This window comes from Streptomyces tagetis (assembly GCF_018069565.1).
In the GTDB taxonomy this organism is placed as follows: domain Bacteria; phylum Actinomycetota; class Actinomycetes; order Streptomycetales; family Streptomycetaceae; genus Streptomyces; species Streptomyces tagetis.
The window spans coordinates 143,033-160,541 of record NZ_JAGPNL010000009.1 but is presented as its reverse complement, the minus strand read 5'-3'; the positions used below and the strand labels follow the sequence as shown (position 1 = coordinate 160,541).

General features: G+C 72.8%; 19 protein-coding genes. 12 read left to right on the top strand and 7 right to left on the bottom strand.

All coding sequences use genetic code 11. The features are described 5' to 3' along the window. Positions 1 to 33: 33 nt before the first annotated feature. Positions 34 to 891, bottom strand: a complete 858-nt coding sequence (gene map, locus J5Y05_RS26905; RefSeq protein WP_210875685.1) for a type I methionyl aminopeptidase — start codon at positions 889 to 891, stop codon at positions 34 to 36. 58 nt (positions 892 to 949) lie between these two features. Between map and J5Y05_RS26900 the strand changes: the two genes are divergently transcribed. Continuing rightward, positions 950 to 1,177: a hypothetical protein gene (locus J5Y05_RS26900; protein WP_210875684.1), complete on the top strand. Its 228-nt coding sequence runs from the start codon at positions 950 to 952 to the stop codon at positions 1,175 to 1,177. A 43-nt stretch (positions 1,178 to 1,220) separates the two neighbouring features. On the opposite strand, the gene J5Y05_RS26895 is transcribed toward J5Y05_RS26900, so the two are convergent. Further along, entirely contained in the window at positions 1,221 to 1,835 is a 615-nt protein-coding gene (locus tag J5Y05_RS26895) for a vWA domain-containing protein (RefSeq protein ID WP_210875683.1), read from the bottom strand. A 139-nt stretch (positions 1,836 to 1,974) separates the two neighbouring features. On the opposite strand from J5Y05_RS26895, the gene npdG reads away from it, so the two are divergent. Together npdG and J5Y05_RS26885 are read left to right on the top strand one after the other, a co-directional pair. Then, the gene (npdG, locus tag J5Y05_RS26890; RefSeq protein WP_210875682.1) at positions 1,975 to 2,682 is read left to right on the top strand and encodes an NADPH-dependent F420 reductase; all 708 of its coding nucleotides are present in this window, start codon (positions 1,975 to 1,977) and stop codon (positions 2,680 to 2,682) included. A gap of 62 nt (positions 2,683 to 2,744) precedes the next feature. Next, positions 2,745 to 2,933, top strand: a complete 189-nt coding sequence (locus J5Y05_RS26885; RefSeq protein WP_210875681.1) for a hypothetical protein — start codon at positions 2,745 to 2,747, stop codon at positions 2,931 to 2,933. On the opposite strand, the gene J5Y05_RS26880 is transcribed toward J5Y05_RS26885, so the two are convergent. After that, entirely contained in the window at positions 2,923 to 3,723 is an 801-nt protein-coding gene (locus J5Y05_RS26880; protein ID WP_210875680.1) for a site-2 protease family protein, read from the bottom strand. The genes J5Y05_RS26885 and J5Y05_RS26880 overlap by 11 nt on opposite strands. 221 nt (positions 3,724 to 3,944) lie before the next feature. Between J5Y05_RS26880 and J5Y05_RS26875 the strand changes: the two genes are divergently transcribed. After that, positions 3,945 to 7,244 carry an AfsR/SARP family transcriptional regulator gene (locus J5Y05_RS26875; protein WP_210875932.1) on the top strand — a complete coding sequence of 1,100 codons (3,300 nt, stop codon included), beginning with the start codon at positions 3,945 to 3,947 and terminating at the stop codon, positions 7,242 to 7,244. A 9-nt stretch (positions 7,245 to 7,253) separates the two neighbouring features. Here the strand turns inward: J5Y05_RS26875 and J5Y05_RS26870 are convergent, their stop codons facing one another. The 3 genes from J5Y05_RS26870 to panB form a co-directional block, all read right to left on the bottom strand. Continuing rightward, entirely contained in the window at positions 7,254 to 8,075 is an 822-nt protein-coding gene (locus tag J5Y05_RS26870; protein ID WP_210875679.1) for an ABC transporter permease, read from the bottom strand. Beyond that, positions 8,072 to 9,097 carry an ATP-binding cassette domain-containing protein gene (locus J5Y05_RS26865; RefSeq protein ID WP_210875678.1) on the bottom strand — a complete coding sequence of 342 codons (1,026 nt, stop codon included), beginning with the start codon at positions 9,095 to 9,097 and terminating at the stop codon, positions 8,072 to 8,074. The genes J5Y05_RS26870 and J5Y05_RS26865 overlap by 4 nt, the downstream gene beginning before the upstream one ends. Before the next feature lie 134 nt (positions 9,098 to 9,231). Beyond that, positions 9,232 to 10,107, bottom strand: coding sequence for a 3-methyl-2-oxobutanoate hydroxymethyltransferase (gene panB / locus J5Y05_RS26860; RefSeq protein WP_210875677.1), 876 nt, complete (start codon positions 10,105 to 10,107; stop codon positions 9,232 to 9,234). 398 nt (positions 10,108 to 10,505) lie between these two features. Here panB and J5Y05_RS26855 point away from each other — a divergent pair, with 398 nt between their 5' ends. From J5Y05_RS26855 to J5Y05_RS26820, 8 genes are all read left to right on the top strand, one after another. Next, positions 10,506 to 11,468 (top strand): endonuclease/exonuclease/phosphatase family protein, encoded by a 963-nt coding sequence (locus tag J5Y05_RS26855; RefSeq protein ID WP_372450532.1) that lies wholly within the window; start codon positions 10,506 to 10,508, stop codon positions 11,466 to 11,468. Positions 11,469 to 11,627: 159 nt separating this feature from the next. Further along, complete coding sequence (locus J5Y05_RS26850) at positions 11,628 to 12,851, top strand: MFS transporter (RefSeq protein ID WP_210875675.1); 1,224 nt, start codon at positions 11,628 to 11,630, stop codon at positions 12,849 to 12,851. Between the two features lie 120 nt (positions 12,852 to 12,971). Then, entirely contained in the window at positions 12,972 to 13,826 is an 855-nt protein-coding gene (locus J5Y05_RS26845) for a helix-turn-helix domain-containing protein (RefSeq protein ID WP_210875674.1), read from the top strand. After that, a complete protein-coding gene (locus J5Y05_RS26840; RefSeq protein ID WP_210875673.1) occupies positions 13,823 to 14,029 on the top strand; it encodes a DUF397 domain-containing protein in 207 nt (68 codons plus the stop codon). The genes J5Y05_RS26845 and J5Y05_RS26840 overlap by 4 nt, the downstream gene beginning before the upstream one ends. Continuing rightward, positions 14,026 to 14,247, top strand: coding sequence for a DUF397 domain-containing protein (locus J5Y05_RS26835; protein ID WP_210875672.1), 222 nt, complete (start codon positions 14,026 to 14,028; stop codon positions 14,245 to 14,247). Before J5Y05_RS26840 ends, J5Y05_RS26835 begins: the two co-directional genes overlap by 4 nt. Then, positions 14,244 to 14,453 (top strand): DUF397 domain-containing protein, encoded by a 210-nt coding sequence (locus J5Y05_RS26830; protein ID WP_210875671.1) that lies wholly within the window; start codon positions 14,244 to 14,246, stop codon positions 14,451 to 14,453. The genes J5Y05_RS26835 and J5Y05_RS26830 overlap by 4 nt, the downstream gene beginning before the upstream one ends. Positions 14,454 to 14,637: 184 nt before the next feature. Next, entirely contained in the window at positions 14,638 to 15,294 is a 657-nt protein-coding gene (locus J5Y05_RS26825) for a hypothetical protein (protein WP_210875670.1), read from the top strand. A gap of 11 nt (positions 15,295 to 15,305) precedes the next feature. Further along, the gene (locus J5Y05_RS26820; RefSeq protein WP_210875669.1) at positions 15,306 to 15,758 is read left to right on the top strand and encodes a hypothetical protein; all 453 of its coding nucleotides are present in this window, start codon (positions 15,306 to 15,308) and stop codon (positions 15,756 to 15,758) included. A 109-nt stretch (positions 15,759 to 15,867) separates the two neighbouring features. Here J5Y05_RS26820 and glnA2 read toward each other — a convergent pair whose 3' ends face one another. Continuing rightward, the gene (gene glnA2, locus J5Y05_RS26815) at positions 15,868 to 17,229 is read right to left on the bottom strand and encodes a gamma-glutamylpolyamine synthetase GlnA2 (RefSeq protein ID WP_030422401.1); all 1,362 of its coding nucleotides are present in this window, start codon (positions 17,227 to 17,229) and stop codon (positions 15,868 to 15,870) included. Positions 17,230 to 17,509 lie beyond the last annotated feature (280 nt).

Here is a 17,509-nt window from a genome sequence, read left to right as displayed (position 1 = left end):
CGGGTCTCGGCGGGGCCGTGGGGGCCGCGGGGGTCAGGGGAGGGTGAGGATCTCCGCCCCCGTGTCCGTCACCACCAGCGTGTGCTCGAACTGGGCGGTCCGCTTGCGGTCCTTCGTCACGACCGTCCAGCCGTCCTCCCACATGTCGTACTCGATCGTCCCGAGCGTCAGCATCGGCTCGATCGTGAAGGTCATGCCGGGCCGGATCACGGTCGTGGCGTGCGGGCTGTCGTAGTGCGGCACGATCAGCCCGGAGTGGAACGCGGTGTTGATGCCGTGGCCGGTGAAGTCGCGGACCACCCCGTAGCCGAAGCGCTTGGCGTAGGACTCGATGACCCGGCCGATGACGTTGATCTGCCGGCCCGGCTTCACCGCCTTGATCGCCCGGTCGAGCGCCTCGCGGGTGCGCTCGACCAGCGCGCGGCTCTCCTCGGCCACCTCGCCGACGAGGTAGGTGGCGTTGGTGTCGCCGTGCACCCCGCCGACGTACGCCGTCACGTCCAGGTTGACGATGTCGCCGTCGCGCAGCACCGTCGAGTCCGGGATGCCGTGGCAGATCACCTCGTTGACCGAGGTGCACAGCGACTTCGGGAAGCCGCGGTAGCCGAGCGTCGAGGGGTAGGCGCCGTGGTCGCACATGTAGGCGTGCGCCACCCGGTCCAGCTCGTCCGTGGTCACCCCGGGCGCGATGAGCTTCGCCGCCTCGGCCATCGCCCGCGCCGCGATCCGCCCGGCCCGGCGCATCGCCTCGACCGTCTCGGGCGTCTGCACCTCCGGCCCGGTGTACGGGGTCGGCGCCGGTCTGCCGACGTACTCGGGCCGGCGGATGTTTCCGGGTACGGAACGGGTGGGAGACAGCTCCCCTGGGACGAGCAGCGACTGGCCAGACATGCCAGCGAGTCTAACCAGCGGGCATACGACACCATGTCCCTGGCGAAAGGAGCCGGTCATGGCCCTGTTCAAGAAGCGCACCGTCGGCAGACCGGGCGAGTGGTTCTACTGCCTGGAGCACCAGAAGGTGGAGGAGGGGCCGGAGTGCCCGGCCAAGAACCGCTTCGGGCCCTACACCTCCCGCGCGGAGGCCGAGCGCGCGATGGAGACCGCCCGCGAGCGCGACCTCCAGTGGGAGAACGACCCCCGCTGGCACGACCCGGACGACACCCGCGCCGAGGACTGACCTCGTCCGTGGCGGCCTTGCCGGCCCCGCCCGCCGCTCCCCGTCACCAGCGGGGCGGGGGCGGGGCCGTCAGGTGGTCGGCGAGGCGGGAGAGCCGGTCCCGGAAGGTGCGCCGCCCGCGCTGCGGCGGCACCGCGTTCTCCCCGGCCGCCGCGCTGACCAGGTGCTGCACCGTGTCCAGGTCCAGTTCGGCGCCGTCGGGCACGGCCAGCGTCTCGTGCGCCATCGCGGTCAGCTCCCGCTCCCCGGCGTGCCCGCCGGTGCCCAGCGCCAGCACCGTCGCCCCGGCCCGCCGGGCGTCGTGCACGCCCTCCAGCAGCCGCGCCCCCGGATCGTCCGGCGTCACCACGAGCAGCGTCTCCCCGCGCCGCGCCGCCGCGAGCCGCCCCAGCCCCACCGCCAGGTGCGCCGGGTCCGAGGGACGCGCGTCGTGCCGCACCAGGGTCGGGGTCAGCTCCGGCGTGCCCGACCAGGCGGCCTCGTCCACCAGATGCGCCGCCAGGTGCCACGGCTCGTGGTCGGCGGTGCCCACCAGCAGCAGACCGCCCCCGTGCGAGACCACCGACCCGCGCAGCGCCCCCGCGAACCGCCGGGTGGCCCCCAGCCACTCGGTCCCGGCGAGCACTTCCCGCAGCAGCGCGACCCGTACGGCGTCCATGGCGCGCATCCTGCCGCAACCCGCCCCGCGCGCGGGGGCGTTCGCCCCCGGTTCCCCCGATCCGGGGACCCGGCGCCCCGGTCCCGGCGTCCCGGCCCCGGAGCCGGTGCGGGGGCCCGCGCGGACGTAGGGTCGGCACATGACCTCTACCGACAGTGCCGCACAGAAGGCCCCCGCCAAGGACCCCTGGGACCTGCCCGACGTCTCCGGGCTCGTCGTCGGCGTCCTCGGCGGGACCGGCCCCCAGGGCAAGGGCCTCGCCTACCGGCTCGCCAAGGCCGGCCAGAAGGTGATCGTCGGCTCCCGCGCCGCCGAACGCGCCCAGGCCGCCGCCGCGGACATCGGCCTCGGCGTCGAGGGCGCCGACAACGCCGAGACCGCCCGCCGCAGCGACCTCGTCATCGTCGCCGTGCCCTGGGAGGGCCACGGCGCCACCCTGGAGTCGCTCCGCGCGGAACTCGCCGGCAAGCTCGTCGTCGACTGCGTCAACCCGCTCGGCTTCGACAAGAAGGGCGCCTACGCCCTGAAGCCCGAGGAGGGCAGCGCCGCCGAGCAGGCCGCCGCCCTGCTCCCCGACAGCCGGGTCACCGCCGCCTTCCACCACCTGTCGGCCGTCCTCCTCCAGGACCCGGAGATCGACCAGATCGACACCGACGTGATGGTGCTCGGCGAGGCGCGGGCCGACGTCGAGACCGTCCAGGCCCTCGCCGGACGCGTCCCCGGCATGCGCGGCGTCTTCGCCGGCCGGCTGCGCAACGCCCACCAGGTCGAGTCGCTGGTCGCCAACCTGATCTCCGTGAACCGCCGCTACAAGGCCCACGCCGGGCTCCGCGTGACGGACGTATGAGGCCATGGGGGACACTGGAGGGCGCAGCAGTGCCCGCCGTGTCCCCCGACAGGAGCCCCCGCATGCCCCGTCTCGCCCTCTACGCCCTGATCGTCTGCGTGCTCGCCGTGGCCGCCGCCGTCCTCTCCTTCACCCAGGGCCACGTGCTGATCGGCGTCGTCTGGGTCCTGCTGACCGGTCTGACGTCCAACATGTGCTGGTACTACGTCAAGCGCGACCGCGACGCCCGCCGCGAGTCGGTCACGCACTGACGGCGCAGAACCAGCCGTCCTCCCAGAACCGGTACAGCGTGTAACCGCAGGACGAGTACTCCCTCTCGACGCCGAGGCCGCACAGGATCGCGTGCACGGCGTCGAAGAACACGCCGTTGACCACCGGCACCCACAGCAGCAGCACGACCGCGAAGAGCAGGCCGTAGCGGGCGAACGGTTCGACCTGCCGCCGCACCCCGGGCGAGAGCCAGGGCTCGATCACGCCGTAACCGTCCAGGCCCGGCACCGGCAGGAAGTTCAGGATCGCCGCCGTGACCTGGAGCAGGGCGAGGAAGGCGAGGGCGGACCGGAAGGCGGGCGGCACGCCGTCCAGCGCGTCCAGCCAGAACGGGGCCGTGCACACCACGGCGAACAGCACGTTCGTCAGCGGGCCCGCGGCCGAGATCAGGCTGTGCCGCCAGCGCCCCCGGATACGCCCGCGCTCGATGAAGACGGCGCCGCCGGGCAGGCCGATCCCGCCCAGCGCCACGAACACCACCGGCAGCACGATGCTGAGCAGGGCGTGCGTGTACTTCAGCGGGTTCAGGGTGAGGTAGCCCTTCGCGCCGACCGTGAGGTCGCCGCTGTGCAGGGCGGTACGGGCGTGCGCGTACTCGTGCAGGCAGAGCGAGACGACCCAGGCGGCCGTCACGAAGAGGAACACCGAGAACCGGGGCACGTCCCCGAACCCGGTCCAAAGGGCCCACCCGGCCACCGCGGCGACGGCCGCGATCCCGAGGAAGACGGGACTGACCCGCCGATCACCTGGGCGGACGGGGACGCTGACCATGGGCGGGCTCCTGAGCTACGGACCGGGGCCCGACGACGGTACCGGCCCGGCCGGGGCGGGGCGAGGGCCGGGGGCGCGCAAAAGCGCCGGGGCGCGGGGGCGGAGGGGCGAAGGGGGCGCCGGGAACTCCGCGAGCGTGGCAGCGCCGTGCGTCCCCGGACCGCCCCGCCGGGCGCCGCACCGCGGAAACCCCGTGACCGGGCGCGACGCGGGCGGTGACAATGGACCCCGTGCGCTACCGCATCCTCGGCACGACCCAGGCACTCCGCTCCGACGGCACCACCGTCCCGGTCGGCGGGGCGCGGCTGCGTGCCCTGCTCACCGTCCTCGCCCTGCGGCCCGGCCGCACCGTGCCCGCCGGACTGCTGGTGGAGGAGGTCTGGGCCGGCGACCCGCCCGCCGACGCGCCCGGCGCGCTCCAGGCACTGGTCGGCCGGCTGCGCCGGACGCTGGGCCCCGACGCGGTCGCCTCCGCCGACGGCGGCTACCGGCTCACCGCCGCCCCCGACGACGTCGACCTGCACCGCTTCGAGCGGCTGGCCGGCGAGGGCACCCGCGCCCTGGCCGACGGCGACCCCGCCAAGGCCGCCGAGGTCCTGGACGACGCCCTCGCCCTGTGGCGCGGCCCCGCCCTCGCCGACCTGCCCGACCGCACCGCCGAGGCGGCCCGCCGGGAGACCCGGCGCCTGGACGTGCTGCGCGCCCGCCACACCGCCGCCCTCGACCTCGGCCACGCCGAGGAGTCGCTGCCCGAGCTGACCGCCCTGTGCGACGGCCACCCCCTCGACGAGCCCCTCCAGGCCCTGCGGCTGCGCGCCCTGCGCGACACCGGCCGCACCGCCGAGGCCCTCGCCGCCTACGACGCCGTACGACGCCTGCTCGCCGACCGGCTCGGCACCGACCCCGGGCCCGAGCTGCGCGCCCTGCACGCCGGGCTCCTCGGGCCCCCGGCGGGGGACACGCCGACGCCCGCCCCCGCGCCCCTGCCGCCGGACACCCGCCCGCGCGGCAACCTCCGCGCCCGCCTCACCTCCTTCGTCGGCCGCGACGCCGACCTCCAGGTGCTCCGCGCCGACCTGGCCGGCACCCGCCTGGTCACCCTGCTCGGCCCCGGCGGCTCCGGGAAGACCCGCCTCTCCCAGGAGGCCGCTGAGCACGCCGGGCCCGCCGCCCGCGACGGGGTGTGGCTCGCCGAACTGGCCCCCGTCGACGACCCCGACGCCGTGCCCGAGGCCGTCCTGACCGCCGTCGGAGCCCGTGAGACCGTGCTGTTCGGCGCCGGCGCCGAGGAGCTGCGGGCCGTCGCCGACCGCCGCGCCACCGCCGTCGAACGCCTCGTCGAGCACTGTGGCCGGCGCCGCATGCTGATCGTCCTCGACAACTGCGAACACGTCGTCGAGGCCGCCGCCCGCCTCGCCGAGGAACTGCTCGCCCGCTGTCCCGGCCTGACCGTCCTCGCCACCAGCCGCGAACCCCTCGGCGTCCCCGGCGAACTGCTGCGCCCCGTCGAGCCGCTCTCCGAACCGGCCGCGCTGCGGCTGCTCGCCGACCGGGGCGCCGCCGCCCGCCCCGGCTTCCGCACCGAGGACGACCCGGAGGCGTGCGCCGAGATCTGCCGCCGCCTCGACGGACTGCCCCTCGCCATCGAACTGGCCGCCGCCCGGCTGCGGATGCTCACCCCCCGCCAGATCGCCGACCGGCTCGACGACCGCTTCCGCCTGCTCACCTCCGGCAGCCGCACCGTCCGGCCCCGCCAGCAGACCCTGCGCGCGGTCGTCGACTGGTCCTGGGACCTGCTCGACGAGGAGGAACGCGAGGTCCTGCGCCGCCTGTCCGTCTTCGCCGGCGGCTGCGGCCTCGCCGCCGCCGAGGCGGTCTGCGGCCCCGCCGCCCTGCACGCCCTCGGCTCCCTCGTCGACAAGTCCCTCGTCGTCGCCGCGCCCGTACCGGACGCGCAGGACGGTGACGGCATGCGCTACCGGCTCCTGGAGACCGTCGCCGAATACGCCGCCGAACGCCTCGACGAGACCGGTGGACGCGCCGCCGCCGAACGCGCGCACCTCACGTACTACCGCGAACTCGCCCGCACCACCGACCCGTTGCTGCGCGGCCCCCGGCAACTGGCCGCCATCGCCCGGCTGGAGCGCGAGTACGAGAACCTGCGCACCGCCCTGCGCCACGCGCTCGCCGAACGCGACGAGCAGGAGGCGCTGATCCTCACCCTGTCCCTGGTCTGGTACTGGCAGATCCGCGACCTGCGGGTGGAGTCCCGCACCTGGCTCGCGGAGGTGATGGCGCTCGGCCCCGACCCCTTCGCCGAGCCGGTCCGCCCGGCCCGGCCGGTGTGGGAGCGGTGCACGGCCGCACCGCCCCCGATGACCGGCGAGGTCCTCGCCGAGGCCCGGCGCGGCGTCCACCTGGCCCACCTGGCCTGCATGGACACCGAGTTGGAGGCGTGGCAGAACCCGCAGGCCCAGGGGAAGCTGCGCGCCATCGCCCGCACCTACCAGCCGGGCATGCCCCAGACCTGCGTCAGCCCCGGCCTGTTCTGGTTCTTCGCGGTGATGCTCAGCGGCGACGTGCCCCGGCTGCGCGAGATCGCGGACGCCGCCGTCGCCACCTGCCGCGCCACCCCCGGCTACGCGTGGGAGCTGGCCGGCGCCCTCCAGATGCGGGCCAACCTGCTCGCCAACCGCACCGACTGGGCGGGCGACGCGGGCCGCGACGCCGACGAGTCCCTGGAGATCTACCGCCGCCTCGGGGACGCCTGGGGCGCCGCCGAGGCCCTCTCCGCCCGCGCCGAGGCCCGCGAACGCGAGGGTGCCTACCTGCTCGCCGCCGCCGACTACGAGGCCGCCGCCGAGCACGCCGAACGCCTCGGCGCCCACGCCCAGGTGGCCGTCCTCGGCGCCCGGCTCGGCAGCGCCCTGCTGGAGGCGGGCGACGGCGACGAGGGCGAACGTGTCCTGCGCGACGTCATCGACCAGGCGCGGGGCATGCTCCACAACGGGGCGATGCCCGCCGCCCGGCTCTTCCTCTCCGTACGGCTCGGCATCACCGGCCGGACCGCCGAGGCCCGCGAGCAGGTGCGGCTGGTGCGCGAGGAGTTCGCCATCTCCCACTTCATCGTCTTCGACGCCGTGATCCTCGCCACCGAGGCATGGCTCGACACCCTGGAGGGCCTGGACGAGGAGTGCCTCGCCAAGTCCCGGCAGGTGCTGCGGCTCGCCGAGGACCCGCTCTCCGCGGCCTTCGCCCCCAACATGCGCTCCGCCTACCTCACCCTCGCGGCGACCGCCCTCGCCCGCGTCGACGGGGGCAGCCGCGCCCGGGACGCCGCCCGGCTGATCGGCGCCGCCGACGCGGCCCTGCCGCCCCGCCACGTGCCGTCCGCCCAGGAGCGGGACGTCCGCGACCGCGCCGTACGCCGGGCCGCGCGGGCGCTCGGCCCCGAGGCGTACCGGGCCGCGTACGCGGAGGGCGGCGGCCTCTCCCCGCAGGAGGCCGCCGCCCTGGTCTGAGCCCGCCCGTCAGCTCTTCGTACGGAACTTGTGGATGGCGACCGGCGCCATCACCGCGGTGAGCGCCACCGACCAGCCGAGGGTGATCCACAGGTTGTGGGCGACCGGGCCGCCCGTCATCAGCCCGCGCGCGGCGTCCGCCAGGGTGGAGAGCGGGTTGTAGCGGGTGAACGCCTCCAGCCACCCCGGCATGGAGCCGGGCGGGGCGAAGATGGACGAGCCGAACTGGAGCGGCATCAGCACCAGGAAGCCCATCGCCTGCACCGACTGGGCGCTCTTCATCACCACGCCGAGGGTGAGGAAGACCCACATCACGGACGAGCCGAAGACCGCGGACAGGCCCACCGAGGCCAGCAGCCCCGGCCAGTCGGTGATCTCGAAGCCGACCAGCACGGCGACGATCATCAGCACCGCCGTGGCGAACAGCATCCGCAGCAGCTCCACCGCGATCTTGGCGAAGAGCACCGAGCCGCGCCCGATGGGCAGGGACCGGAAGCGGTCCATCACCCCGGAGTTGAAGTCGGTGTTGAACCCGGTCCCGACCCCCATGGCCATGTTCATGCCCATCATGGCCATCAGTCCGGGCACCACGTACTGCACGTACTGGTCCTGGCCGCCGCCGAGCGCCTGCCCGATGGAGCCGCCGAAGACGTAGACGAACAGCAGCGTGAAGACGATCGGGAAGAGCAGGGCGTCGAACATCGACTCCGGGTCCTGCCGGATCCACAGCAGGTTGCGCCGGACCAGGGCGCCGGTGTGCCGCAGGTGCGCGCGGAGCGGGATGCGGGCGTCGGGCGCGTTCGTCGGGGCGGTCAGGGTGGCGGCGCTCATACGGTGGCCTCCTCGCGGGTGTCGGCGGGCGCGGAGTCCTGCGGGGCGCCGGCGCGGTGGCCGGTGAGGGACAGGAAGACCTCGTCCAGGCTGGGCAGTTCGGTGGTGATGGAGGCGAGGGTGATGCCGCGCCCGGTGACCGCGCCGACCACGGCGGTGAGCTGCTCGTCGCTGAGGATCGGGACGAGGACGTCGTCGCGCCGGGTGTCGACCGTGGCGGTGGCGAGCCCGGTGAGGCCGGTCTCGTCCAGGAAGGCGGCGAGCGGGCGCAGATGCGCCGGGTCGACGGGGCGGACGCGCAGGGTGCGCCCGCCGACGCGGGCCTTCAGCTCCTCGATGCCGCCGCCGGCGATGACCCGGCCGCGGTCGACCACGGTCAGTTCGGTGGCGAGCTGTTCGGCCTCCTCCATGTACTGGGTGGTGAGCAGCACGGTGACGCCGTCGCCGACCATGCGCTTGACCTCGTCCCACACCTCATTGCGGGTGCGCGGGTCCAGCCCGGTGGTCGGCTCGTCGAGGAAGAGCACGGCCGGGCGGCCGATCATGGAGGCGGCCAGGTCCAGCCGGCGCCGCATGCCGCCGGAGTAGGTGGCGGTGGGCCGCTTGGCGGCCTCGGTCAGCGAGAACCGCTCCAGCAGCTCGTCGGCGCGGGCGCGGGCCTCCTTGCGGGGCAGGTCGAGCAGCCGGCCGATCAGGTACAGGTTCTCCCAGCCGGGGAGCTTCTCGTCCACGGAGGCGTACTGCCCGGTCAGCCCGATCACCCGGCGCAGTTGGCGCGGCTGGCGCACGGCGTCGTACCCGGCGACGACCGCGTGGCCCGCGTCGGGGGTGATGAGGGTGGACAGGATGCGTACGAGGGTGGTCTTGCCGGCGCCGTTGGGTCCGAGGACGCCCATCACGGTGCCCTCGCGCACGTCCAGGTCGACCCCGTCCAGCGCCTTGGTCTCGCCGTAGTGCTTGACCAGTCCCCGTACGGTGACCGCGCTGTCCGCGGCCGTCGGGGCGTTGTCGATGTCCTTCATGACGACGACGGTGCCAGGCCCCGCCGACAAACCGCCGACATCCGGCCGACAGCCGGCCGGCCCGCCGGGGGCGGGAAGGGGCCGGCCCCGCCGACGGGGGAAGATCGGCGGGGCCGGCGTCGTACCGCGGTGGATCAGTGGACGGAGTGCTCCTCCTGCGGGAACGTTCCGCCGACGACGTCCTCGGCGAACGCCTTCGCCGCGTCGCCCATGACCTGGCGCAGGTCGGCGTACTTCCTGACGAACTTCGGCACCCGGCCGCCGGTCAGCCCGAGCATGTCGGTGCCCACCAGTACCTGCGCGTCCGTGCCGGCCCCGGCGCCGATGCCCACGGTCGGGATGTGCAGGGTGCGCGTCACCTCGGCGGCCAGCTCGGCCGGGACCAGCTCCAGCACCACCGAGAAGGCGCCCGCGTCCTGCACCGCCTTGGCGTCCCGCAGCAGTTGCTGGGCGGCCTCCTCGCCGCGGCCCTGGACGCGGTAGCCCATGGCGTTGACCGACTGCGGGGTCAGGCCGATGTGCGCCATCACCGGGATGCCGGACTCCACCAGCAGCTCGATCTGCCGGTGCGAGCGCTCGCCGCCCTCCAGCTTGACCGCCCCGGCCCCGGCCTCCTTGACCAGCCGCATCGCCGAGCGCAGCGCCTGCGCCGGCCCCTCCTGGTAGGTGCCGAAGGGCAGGTCGGCGACGACCAGGCAGCGGCTCGTGCCCCGCACGACTGCGGCGGAGAGCATGGTCATCTCGTCCAGCGTCACCGGCACGGTGGTCTCGTAGCCCAGGTGACAGTTGCCCGCGGAGTCGCCGACGAGGATCACCGGGATGCCGGCCTCGTCGTAGACGGACGCGGTCATCGCGTCGTACGCGGTGAGCATGGGCCACTTCTCGCCGCGCTCCTTGGCGGCGGCGATGTCGCGGACGGTGATGCGGCGGGTGCTCTTGCCCCCGTACAGCGCCTTCCCGGCGTCGGCGGGCGGACGCTGTGGCGTCTGGGCAGCCGGAAGCTGCGTCATGGCAACGCTCCTTCATGTCATCTCGAGGCACCCTTACGGCGTCCCCGGATCTCCTCCATGGTGGCACCCGCGGCGGCCACGCGGCTAGGGGCGTGTTCCGAGCCTCCACCGGAAGCGAACACGGGCGCGAATGTGCGCGTTCTGTCACAGAGGCCCCACCCGGCGCACCCCCGCGGAACCCCCGTCGCGGGTCCGCACGTCATCGTGCCCGTACGGCCGTCACGCGGCGGCGGGAACGGAACCGATCATCGCCTAGGGTGCTGGAACACGGGGCGGACGGTGTGCACGGCAGGCAGTGAGGCAGCGGTATGGCGCAGCAGGCGTACATGGCGGAGACGGACGGGGGCGGTCCGGGCCCCGGGCGCCCGGGGGGCCGGTTCCGGCGCCTGCTCCAGCGGATGACCGCCGGCTGGCGCGGCGACCGGCGGATCTGGCGCCGGGGCCTGCTCACCGCGGCGGTGGCCGTCCTGCTGGCCGCGGTGATGGCCGCGCACTCGCGCATCCCGAACGCGGTCGGCAACCTCGGCAGCCTCACCGAGACCTTCCTGCCGTGGTGCGGGCTGCTCCTGCCGGTCCTGCTGCTGATCGCCCTGGTCCGCCGCTCGGCCACGGCGCTGATCGCCCTGGTGCTGCCGGTCGCCGTCTGGCTGGACCTCTTCGGCGGCCTCCTCTTCGACAAGACCGGCACCGGAGGCGACCTCATGGTCGTCTCCCACAACGTCAACGCCGACAACGCCGACCCGTCCGGCACCGCCCGCTCCGTGGCCGCCTCCGGCGCGGACGTGCTCGCCCTGGAGGAGCTGAAGGCGTCCGCAGTCCCCGTCTACGAACGGACGCTGGCCGCCACCTACGAGCACCACGCCGTGGTCGGCACGGTCGGCCTGTGGAGCAGGTACCCGATCAGCGACGTACGGGCGGTCGACATCAAGCTCGGCTGGAAGCGCGCCATGCGCGCCACCGTCGCCACCCCCTCCGGACCCGTCGCGGTGTACGTCGCCCACCTGCCCTCCGTCCGGGTGAAGCTGGAGGCCGGGTTCACCGCCCGGCAGCGCGACAAGAGCGCCGACGCGCTCGGCGAGGCCATCGCCGACGAGGCGCTGCCGCGCAAGATCCTCCTCGGCGACCTCAACGGCACCATGAACGACCGCGCGCTGAACGCCATCACCTCCCAACTGCGCTCCCCGCAGGGCGCGGCGGGCGACGGCTTCGGCTTCAGCTGGCCGGCGGCCTTCCCGATGGCCCGCATCGACCAGATCCTCATCACCGGTGTGGAACCGGTGAGCAGTTGGACCCTCCCGCAGACCGGAAGCGACCACCTGCCGATCGCCGCGCGTGTGAAGGTCGACACAGAGACCTCCTGAACCCCCAGGTCGGCGCCGTGCGGGCGGCTGCCGGACACCTCCGCGTCACCCGGGGGAGACCCGGCCCTGAGAGACTTTGTTTCGCATTGGAACATTCGACCGGGCCGCCGTGCGCGCCGGCCCGCTCCGGACCCCCGCTCCCGAAAGGCACGCCCCCTCATGCCCCTGGCCCTGCTCGCCCTCGCCGTGGGCGCCTTCGGCATCGGCACGACCGAGTTCGTGATGATGGGGCTGCTGCCCGAGGTCGCGGACGACCTGGGCATCACGGTCCCGGCCGCCGGCCACCTCGTCTCCGCGTACGCGCTCGGCGTGGTCCTCGGCGCCCCGGTGCTCGCCGCCGCGACCGCGAAGCTGCCCCGCCGCACGGTCCTGATCGCCCTGATGGTCCTCTTCGTCGTGGGCAACGTCCTGTCGGCCCTCGCCCCCGGGTACGCCTCGCTGTTCGCCGCCCGGCTGGTCAGCGGAGTGCCGCACGGCGCCTTCTTCGGCGTCGGCGCCGTCGTCGCCGCGGGGTGGGCCGCGCCGGAGCGCAAGGCCCGCTCCGTCTCCCTGATGTTCCTCGGGCTGACCATCGCCAACATCGTCGGCGTCCCGGCGGCCACCGCCCTCGGCCAGCACCTGGGGTGGCGGGCCGCCTTCCTCGGCGTGAGCGTCATCGGCGTCGGCGCGACGGCCGCGCTGGCCCTCCTGGTCCCGCGCGAGGAGGCCCCGGCCCCGGGGGCGGGCCTGCGCCGCGAACTGGCCGCGCTGCGCTCCCTGCCGGTCTGGCTGGCCCTCGGCACGACCGTCGCCGGCTTCGGCGCGCTCTTCGCCGCGTACAGCTACATCGCGCCGATGCTGACCGGGGCCGCCGGGTACGCGGGGTCCAGCGTGACGCTGCTGCTGGCGCTGTTCGGGGTCGGCGCGACGGTGGGCAACCTGCTGGGCGGGCGGCTGGCCGACCACAGCCTGCGCGGCACCCTCTTCGGCGGGCTGGCCGCCCTCGCCCTGGTCCTCGCCCTCTTCCCGGTGCTGATGAGCACGCGGGCGGGGGCGGCGGCGGGGGTCCTCCTGCTCGGCACGGCCGCCTTCGCCACCGGCTCCCCGCTCCAGCTCACCGTCATGGAGAAGGCGCAGGCCGCCCCCTCTCTGGCCTCCTCCGCCAACCAGGCCGCCTTCAACCTCGCCAACGCCGCCGGCGCCTGGATCGGCGGCCTCGCGCTCGCCGCCGGCCTCGGCGTCACCTCCCCGGCCCTCGCGGGCACGGCCCTGGCCCTCCTCGGCCTGGCGGCGGCGGCCACGTCGTACGCGGTGGACCGCCGCCGCACCCCCGCACCGCCCCCCACCCGCGAACGCGTGATCGCCACCCACGTCCCCGACCCGACGGAACCGGCACACCGCTGAGGGCGCCGACCGGCCCGTCACCCGGTTGGCGTACCCCGGCGCCCTTCCCGGCCACCCGAACCGCCCACGCCCCTACCGTGACGCACATCGCGGTACGACGCGGGGAACGGAGGGGCGCGGATGCCGGTGAACGGCGAGGCGGACGAGCCGGGCTGGGAAGTCGACCCGGACGACGAATGGGGTGTGGCGGTCATCGCCACGGTCGGACGCCAGTTGAGACTACGCCGCGAGGCCGCGGGAATGCGGGCGGCCGATTTCGGCACAGCGGCCGGGTACGGGGAGGACCTGGTCTACAAGGTCGAGGGCGGCAAACGCATCCCCCGCCGCGAGTACCTGGAGAAGGCCGACGAGGTACTGAACGCGGGCGGACTGCTGGCGGCGACGTGGGAGGACGTGAAGAAGGTCCGCTATCCCAAGAGAGTGCGGGACTTGGCGAAGCTGGAGTCGCAGGCAGTGGAGCTGTTGTCGTACGCCACGCACAACCTGCACGGAATCCTGCAGACCGAGGAGTACGCCCGTGCGCTTCTGGGGACGAGCCGGCCGGCTCTGACAGAGGACGAGTTGGAGAGAGCGGTCGCCGCGCGGATGGCGCGCAATGCGATCTTCGACCGGGTCCCCGCTCCCGAACTCAGCTTTGTCCAGGAAGAGGTGACCCTCAGGCGGCCCATCGGCGGCAGAATGGTCCTGCGCCGACAGCTTGAGCACCTGCTTGACACGGCGCGGCTGCGGAATGTCGACATCCAGGTGATGCCGACCTCTCGCGGAGATCACCCCGGAACGGGCGGACGGATCCAGGTGCTCAAGTTCGGTGACGGCACGGCGGCCGGAAGGGCGGACAACTCCCATGACAGCCGGCCCGTCACCGATCCCCGCCGACTGCGGGTCCTCGAACTGCGCTATGGCATCATCCGGGCCGAGGCTCTGACCGCGCGGGAGTCACTGGCCTTCATCGAACAAGTGCTGGGGGAGACATGAGCTACCAGGCAACGACAGTGGGCGGGTCCGAACTGTTGTGGTTCAAGAGCAGCTACAGCGACAGCAGTGACCCCAACGACTGCGTGGAGGTGGCGATGACTCCCGCCTCCGTCCACGTCCGCGACTCCAAGCACCCACAGGGCCCTCACCTGGCCGTCACCCGGGCCGCGTGGGCGCGTTTTGTGGAGGTGGCCGACGGATGAGCCACCGCCCGGCAAGCCCGGAAGCCGCCGCTCTGGTCTGGCTCAAGAGCAGCTACAGCGACACCAGCAACCCCAGCGACTGCGTGGAGGTGGCGATGACCGCCACCTCCGTGCACCTCCGCGACTCCAAGCGTCACGACGGCCCCCACCTGGCCGTAACCCGCACGGCTTGGGCGGAGTTCGTCGCTGCCGGTGACGGGACCGAAGCCGGCGCATGAACCACGTCCCGGTACCCCGGCCGCCCGTCACAGCTCTGACGTGGTTCAGGAGCAGCTACAGCAGCAGCGGGGACGGTCACGACTGCGTCGAGGTGGCGGTGACCGCCACCTCCGTCCACCTCCGCGACTCCAAGCACCCCGACGGCCCCCACCTCGCCGTCACCCGGGACGCGTGGGCAGGGTTCGTCGGAGACCGAAGGCCGTGACGGCCTGGATCAACAGCGTGCCGTCGTCGTAGTCACGAACGGGTGAATCGACCGACCGGTCACGCCCGTCCAGGTCACTTCCAGATCATGTTATGAGCTCCAAGTAATACGCATGAGAAAGCCAACTCCCGTAACATAGCGTTGACAGCCGTCAACAGGTCCATCGACCGGAGGGGGAGCGCCGATGACGACCTACGCACTCAGCTTTGAGGTGCAGCCGCCGTGCGACGTGGCCGCTGTCGAGGAAGCGTTCTACGAGCACTTCGACGGAACGGTCGCTGAATCTTTCGGGCGCTTTCTCATCACCCTGTATATGGATGGCCACGGCAACGGAGTGAGCGCCGCTAAGAATGCGGCGATGGAGCTCCAGCGCAAGCTCGACGTTGTCGTCTGCCGCATGCATCGCGACCTGGTTGACGCCTCGGAGATCGCTCGCCGCACCGACCGCAGCAGGGAAAGCATTCGCCAGATTATTCACGGTGAGCGCCACAAGGGGGCAGCGTTTCCGACGCCGGTGGGTGCCCCTAACGGAAAAAGAATCTGGGAATGGGGTGTCGTGAACGAGTGGCTTCATCGGAACATTCCGGGAAGTGGCGATCCTGAGCGCTACCTCAGTCGGGACGAAATGGCTGTCGTCGATGGATGGCTTGTTCGATGGGGCACGATGCCGCGAGAGCAGCATGTGCGCTCTGAGTTCTACGAGATCACAGCGGCGCAATCGGCGAGCACCGAGTTTCAGCGCCCCAGCGCGTCTCATGGCCCGAGTGCCGAATGGGTTTCCTGCTGGAATACGTGGCGGTCGGTGACGACTGAGTCGCTGGCTTCTCGAAGTGCTGGTTGAAACGAGACACTATGCCTTTCGTTCTGGACGTGGCAGAAGATGAGCAGAAGCAGGCGCTCAGCGTTGCCAGACGAGCTCGCCTCTCGGGTATCAGAGTCCTTGAGGTGCATGCAAAGGTGCTCGACGCAGAGGCTGCTGATCACCTCCAGCCCGTGGAAGGGCTCTCGACGAAGCTCACGGTGGGACGTTCGGAGGGCGGCTTGCTGTACCGCTTCGAACACGATCTCACCATCAAGGGCTCGGGCGGCAAGGATGCCCTGCGAATCGGCCTCCAGGTGGGTGCCCTCTTCGACTTTCCAGGAGAGGGCACCCCGGATGGAGATGCGAGTGAGGAAGCGCTCGCCGCATTCGGGCGTATCACCGTGCAAATGGCGGTTTACCCCTACGTTCGCGCAACGGTTTCAGATCTGGCAGCCCGTTTGGGCTGCGGGCCCATCACGCTGGACCTCCTGGTCTTGCAGTAGGTGGCAGGAGGCCCACTGCCCCTAGGGCCAGTGAGATGCCATGGGGCTGACGGTCACGGACCGGCAGCCCCATCCGCTGAGTCGGCGGGAAACCCGTCCCGGCCTGCCCCTACAGCACCGGCAGGTTCTTGCGGAGTTCGAAGGCGGTGACCTGGGAGCGGTATTCCTCCCATTCCTGGCGCTTGTTGCGGAGGAAGAAGTCGAAGACGTGTTCGCCGAGGGTCTCGGCGACCAGGTCGCTGCGTTCCATCAGGGCGAGGGCCTCGCCCAGGTTCTGCGGCAGGGGCTCGATGCCCAGCGCGCGGCGTTCCGCGTCCGAGAGGGCCCATACGTCGTCCTCGGCGCCCGGCGGGAGTTCGTAGCCCTCCTCGACGCCCTTCAGCCCGGCCGCCAGCAGCACCGCGTAGGTCAGGTACGGGTTGGCGCCGGAGTCGATCGAGCGGACCTCGACCCGCGCGGAGCCGGTCTTGCCGGGCTTGTACATCGGCACCCGGACCAGCGCCGAGCGGTTGTTGTGGCCCCAGCAGATGTACGAGGGGGCCTCGCCGCCCGCGCCGGCGGTGCGCTCGGAGCCGCCCCAGATGCGCTTGTAGGAGTTGACCCACTGGTTGGTGACCGCCGAGGTCTCCGCCGCGTGCCGCAGCAGGCCCGCGATGAAGGAGCGGCCGATCTTGGAGAGCTGGTACTCCGCGCCGGACTCGTAGAAGGCGTTGCGGTCGCCCTCGAAGAGCGACAGGTGCGAGTGCATGCCCGAGCCGGGGTGCTCCGAGAACGGCTTCGGCATGAAGGTGGCCTGGAGGCCCTGCTCCAGCGCGACCTGCTTCATGATCAGGCGGAAGGTCATGATGTTGTCCGCCGTGGAGAGCGCGTCCGCGTACCGCAGGTCGATCTCCTGCTGGCCCGGGGCGCCCTCGTGGTGGGAGAACTCCACCGAGATGCCCATCGACTCCAGCATGGTGATGGCCTTGCGGCGGAAGTCCATGCCGATGTTCTGCGGGGTGTGGTCGAAGTACCCGGAGTTGTCGGCCGGGGTCGGCACCGTGCCGTCGACCGGCTTGTCCTTCAGCAGGAAGAACTCGATCTCCGGGTGCGTGTAGAAGGTGAAGCCCAGGTCGGAGGTGCGGGCCAGCGCGCGCTTGAGGACGTAGCGGGGGTCGGCGAAGGACGGCGAGCCGTCCGGCATGAGGATGTCGCAGAACATCCGGGCCGTGCCGGGCGCCTCCGCCCGCCAGGGCAGCACCTGGAACGTCGACGGGTCGGGCTTGGCGATCATGTCGGACTCGTAGACGCGGGCGAAGCCCTCGATGGCGGAGCCGTCGAAGCCGATGCCCTCGTCGAACGCCTGCTCCAGCTCGGCCGGGGCCACGGCCACCGACTTGAGGAAGCCCAGCACGTCCGTGAACCACAGGCGGACGAACCGGATGTCGCGCTCCTCCAGCGTCCGGATCACGAACTCCTGTTGCTTGTCCATCTTCCGCTTCCCCATCCTCGCTGGTCAGGCCGCCTGTCTCCGGTACGGCGGGAGGCGGTCGGGCACCCGAGCATCACACCACAGCGGTGTGGCGATCGCGTTGCGGACCTCGGCCGGCCAGGCGGCCCGGACCGGACGCCCCACGGCGACCGCGCACCGCACGGGCGGACGGCCCCGGGGTGCCGTCCGGGTGGTCCCGTCCGGGCGTGCCCCTGCGGCGCACCGCTCTCACCGCAGGGTAGAGGCCACCCGTTCGGTCGGGCCATTCCTGCGGCACCTC